A 4,122-nucleotide genomic window follows, 5' to 3' on the forward strand; every position below is an offset into this window, starting at 1 on the left:
GTAGTGCCGGCCGCTGGCCGGCCACCCCGTAATCAATGTTGTTGCAATGCGTTGTGTGGCGCGCGACGGTTCCGCTACACTCGCCCATGATTCAATGCGGCTCTGGCCCCCACCGGATCCGCTGGCAGCCTTAAAGCTACCTAATCAATATCGGAGTGCCGGATGGCCAACGATGGGGTACACGATCCAGTCAACACCGGACGTCGGCGTTTTCTTTCTGCCACCACTGCTGTGGTTGGCGCCGTCGGCGTCGGATTCACCGCCGTTCCTTTCATCAAATCCTGGAACCCCAGTGCCCGTGCCAAGCTTGCCGGTGCACCGGTGGTGGCCGACATCAGCGCCCTGCAGGAAGGCCAACGCCTGATCGTGGAGTGGCGTGGCCAGCCGATCTGGATCGTCAAGCGGTCCAAGGCGATCCTGGATGCACTGCACGGGCTGGATGGCCGCCTCAAGGACCCCGAGTCCGGCGAGAAGGACCAGCAGCCGGACTACGTGCTGAAGCAGAACCCCGAGCTGCGCTCGATCAAGCCGGACATCTCCGTGCTGGTCGGCCTGTGCACGCACCTGGGCTGCTCGCCGGAAATGGTCGCCGAGATCCGGCCTGAGCCCTACGACCCGCAGTGGAAGGGGGGCTACTTCTGCCCCTGCCACAAGTCGCGCTTCGACATGTCCGGCCGCGTCTTCAAGGATGTGCCGGCACCGATCAACCTGAAGGTGCCCGCGCACCATTACCAGGACGACAACACCATCATCATCGGTGTCGATCCGCAGGGGGCAGCCTGATGGCCAATATCCTCGCCCGTACCGCCAGCGGCGTCGCCGACTGGGTCAATGCCCGCGCGCCGGGCCTGATGCCGGTCTACCGCAAGCACGTTACCGAGTATTACGCGCCGAAGAACTTCAACATCTGGTACTACTTCGGTTCGCTGGCACTGCTGGTGCTGGTCAACCAGATCGTCACCGGCATCTTCTTGACGATGCACTACAAGACCAGCGCCGCCGAGGCGTTCGGCTCCATCGAATACATCATGCGTGATGTGGAGTGGGGCTGGCTGATCCGCTACATGCACTCCACCGGCGCCTCGCTTTTCTTCATCGTGGTCTACCTGCACATGTTCCGCGGCCTGCTGTACGGCAGCTACCAGAAGCCGCGCGAGCTGGTGTGGATCCTGGGCATGCTGATCTACCTGGTGCTGATGGCCGAGGCCTTCATGGGCTATGTGCTGCCGTGGGGCCAGATGTCGTTCTGGGGCGCCAAAGTGATCATCTCGCTGTTCGGCGCGATACCGGTGATCGGCAACGGCCTGACCGAATGGATCATGGGCGACTACCTGCCCAGTGACGCCACGCTCAACCGCTTCTTCGCGCTGCACGTCATCGCACTGCCGCTGGTGCTGCTGTTGCTGGTGGTGCTGCATCTGGGCGCGCTGCACGAAGTGGGGTCGAACAACCCCGATGGCGTGGAGATCAAGAAGGGGCCGAAGGGCAACCGCTGGTCGCCGAATGCTCCGGCCGACGGTATTCCGTTCCATCCGTACTACACGCTCAAGGATGGTGTCGGCGCCGGCTTCCTTCTGATCATCGCCGCCTTCATCATCTTCTTCGCACCGGGCTTCGGCGGCCTGTTCCTGGAACACGACAACTTCACCGAGGCCAACCGCCTGGTGACCCCCGAACACATCAAGCCGGTCTGGTACTACACGCCTTACTACGCGATGTTGCGCGTGGTACCGAACAAGCTCGGTGGCGTGCTGGTGATGTTCTCGGCCATTGCGATCCTGTTCCTGGTGCCGTGGCTGGACAAGGCCAGGGTGAAGTCGGTGCGCTACCGCGGCTGGATCTCGAAGGTGATGCTGGGCGTGCTGGCGGTGTGCTTCGTGTGGCTGGGCGTGATCGGCTCCGGCCCGGGCACCGACGTGCATGAAACCTACATCGGGCGGGTGCTGACCTTCCTGTACTTCGCGTTCTTCATCACCATGCCGCTATGGACAAGGTTGGACAAGACCAAGCCGGTACCGGAGAGGGTGACCACGCATGACTGAGCGCTGGATGGTCCGGCTGGCCCTGACGGCCACCCTGATGCTGGGCAGTTTCCTGGCCTCCGCCGCCGAGGGCGGCACCAAGCTGCTGCAGGCCGGCAACGACCTCGGTGACCGCGCCTCGCTGCAGCGGGGTGCGCAGCTGTACATGAACTACTGCTCCGGCTGCCACGCGCTGAAGTACCTGCGCTACTCGCGGATGGCGCAGGACCTGGGCCTGACCGAAGAAGAGGTGATGAACAACCTCAACTTCACCGGCTCGGCGATCGGCGACCCGATCCCGGTGGCGATGCCCAAGGAAAACGCGGAGAAGTGGTTCGGCAAGATGCCGCCCGATCTCAGCCTGATCGCGCGTGTGCGTGGCAGCGACTGGGTCTATACCTATCTCAAGTCGTTCTATCTGGACAGCAGCCGCCCGCTGGGCTGGAACAACGCGCTGTTCGCCAACGCCTCCATGCCCAACCCGCTGTGGGAGATGCAGGGGCTGCAGCATGCGGTGCACGGCAAGGCGGAAGCGCCCGGTATGGACCCGCCGGTGACCGGCCTGAAGATTGAAACGCCGGGATCGGTCGATGCCGGGCAGTACGACCAGGCCGTGCGGGACATCACCAACTTCCTCGAATACGCCGGCGAACCGGCCGCACTCAAGCGCCAGCAGCTGGGCGTGTGGGTGATCCTGTTCCTGGCCCTGCTGACCTTCCTGCTGTACCTGCTGAAGAAGGAATACTGGAAGGACGTTCACTGATTCTGCCACCGGCCATCGCATGGGCCTATTGGCTTTTGTGATGGTCGGTTGCACACTCGGGGAGGAGTCGACCGCTGGCACGGTGCCGGCGGCGCCGATGCGGCAGGCGGTCTCCTGTCGTGGGAGAGCCTTTGATGGCGGCGAGCGTACGCATGCGCAATACACTGACGCTGTTTTCCTCGAACGACGACGTACTGTGCCACCGTGTACGCCTGGTCCTGGCGGCCAAGGGCGTCACCTTCGACTTCGTTCCGGTCGATCCGCAGAACCCGCCTGAAGACCTGATCGACCTCAATCCGTACCACTCGGTGCCGACCCTGGTCGAACGCGAGCTGGTGCTGTACGCCGCATCGGTGGTCAGCGAGTACCTGGATGAGCGCTACCCGCATCCGCCACTGATGCCGGTCGACCCGTTGTCGCGTGCACGCATCCGCCTGGCCATGCTCCGCATCGAGCACGACTGGGTGCCGCAGGTGCAGGCCATCCAGCTGGGCAACAAGACCCAGGCCGAGGCTGGGCGCAAGCGGCTGAAGGAACTGCTGACCGCGTCGCTGCCGCTGTTCAAGGCCAGCAAGTTCTTCCTCAACCCGGAAATGAGCCTGGCCGACTGCGCGATGGCGCCGATCATCTGGCGCCTGCAGTCGCTGGATGTGCCGCTGCCGAAGGACGGCAAGGCGATCGAGGACTACGGCAACCGCATCTTCCGCCATCCGGGATTTGTCCGCAGCCTGACCGAGCAGGAAAAGAAACTGCGCGACCTGCCGGTCTGATCCGGCCCCGCGTTACCCGTCTGCACGCCGACCGGCGTGCAGACGATCCGCCCCGGCGGGGCGCCGGGCGCGTACACTTCACGCATGACCGAAGACTTCTTCCACATGACCAGCCACCGCCCGTACCTGCTGCGGGCGCTGGTGGAATGGATCAACGACAACCAGCTGACCCCGCACATCCTGGTCGACGCCGGCGTCCCCGGCGTGCAGGTCCCGCCTTCGGCGGTCAAGGATGGCCGGGTCGTGCTCAACATCGCCGAACGTGCCGTGGTGCGGCTGATGATCGACAACGAAATGGTGAGCTTCTCGGCCCGCTTCTCCGGAACCAGCTACCCGGTGCAGGTGCCGATCAGCGCCGTGCTGGCGGTCTACGCCCGCGAGACCGGGCAGGGCATGGCATTGCCGGATGACATTCCGGGCAACGAAACCGCACCGACCCGCGATGAGCTGCTGCACGAGGAAGGCACGCCGCCGGACGACACGCCGCCGGCCAGTCCGCCGCCGAAGGGCCGCCCGAACCTGCGCGTGGTCAAGTAACCCTTCCGACGCCGCCCCGATGGGCGGCGTC

The 4,122-nt window shown here is 64.4% G+C and carries 5 protein-coding genes; all 5 read left to right on the forward strand.

What is annotated here, in order from left to right:
* Window positions 1-162: 162 nt before the first annotated feature.
* The 5 genes from petA (at window position 163) to ABGA94_RS06030 (ending at window position 4,091) form a co-directional block, all read left to right on the forward strand.
* Complete coding sequence (gene petA / locus ABGA94_RS06010) at window positions 163-783, forward strand: ubiquinol-cytochrome c reductase iron-sulfur subunit (protein WP_004151998.1); 621 nt, start codon at window positions 163-165, stop codon at window positions 781-783.
* Complete coding sequence (locus tag ABGA94_RS06015; RefSeq protein ID WP_049451337.1) at window positions 783-2,042, forward strand: cytochrome bc complex cytochrome b subunit; 1,260 nt, start codon at window positions 783-785, stop codon at window positions 2,040-2,042. Before petA ends, ABGA94_RS06015 begins: the two co-directional genes overlap by 1 nt.
* Window positions 2,035-2,784, forward strand: coding sequence for a cytochrome c1 (locus ABGA94_RS06020; RefSeq protein WP_049414892.1), 750 nt, complete (start codon window positions 2,035-2,037; stop codon window positions 2,782-2,784). Before ABGA94_RS06015 ends, ABGA94_RS06020 begins: the two co-directional genes overlap by 8 nt.
* 134 nt (window positions 2,785-2,918) lie before the next feature.
* On the forward strand, window positions 2,919-3,554 hold the full coding sequence (locus ABGA94_RS06025; protein ID WP_005415948.1) for a glutathione S-transferase N-terminal domain-containing protein: 636 nt from the start codon (window positions 2,919-2,921) through the stop codon (window positions 3,552-3,554).
* An 84-nt stretch (window positions 3,555-3,638) separates the two neighbouring features.
* Window positions 3,639-4,091, forward strand: a complete 453-nt coding sequence (locus ABGA94_RS06030) for a ClpXP protease specificity-enhancing factor (RefSeq protein ID WP_005415949.1) — start codon at window positions 3,639-3,641, stop codon at window positions 4,089-4,091.
* The last annotated feature ends 31 nt before the right edge of the window (window positions 4,092-4,122 follow it).

The organism is Stenotrophomonas sp. 3diitr2024, from assembly GCF_042136455.1.
Classification (GTDB): domain Bacteria; phylum Pseudomonadota; class Gammaproteobacteria; order Xanthomonadales; family Xanthomonadaceae; genus Stenotrophomonas; species Stenotrophomonas sepilia.

Excerpts from the sequence above, each read along its gene's own strand:
- petA (WP_004151998.1), top strand. The coding sequence starts at position 163 with ATGGCCAACGATGGGGTACACGATCCAGTCAACACCGGACGTCGGCGT.
- ABGA94_RS06015 (WP_049451337.1), top strand. The coding sequence starts at position 783 with ATGGCCAATATCCTCGCCCGTACCGCCAGCGGCGTCGCCGACTGGGTC.
- ABGA94_RS06020 (WP_049414892.1), top strand. The coding sequence starts at position 2,035 with ATGACTGAGCGCTGGATGGTCCGGCTGGCCCTGACGGCCACCCTGATG.
- ABGA94_RS06025 (WP_005415948.1), top strand. The coding sequence starts at position 2,919 with ATGGCGGCGAGCGTACGCATGCGCAATACACTGACGCTGTTTTCCTCG.
- ABGA94_RS06030 (WP_005415949.1), top strand. The coding sequence starts at position 3,639 with ATGACCGAAGACTTCTTCCACATGACCAGCCACCGCCCGTACCTGCTG.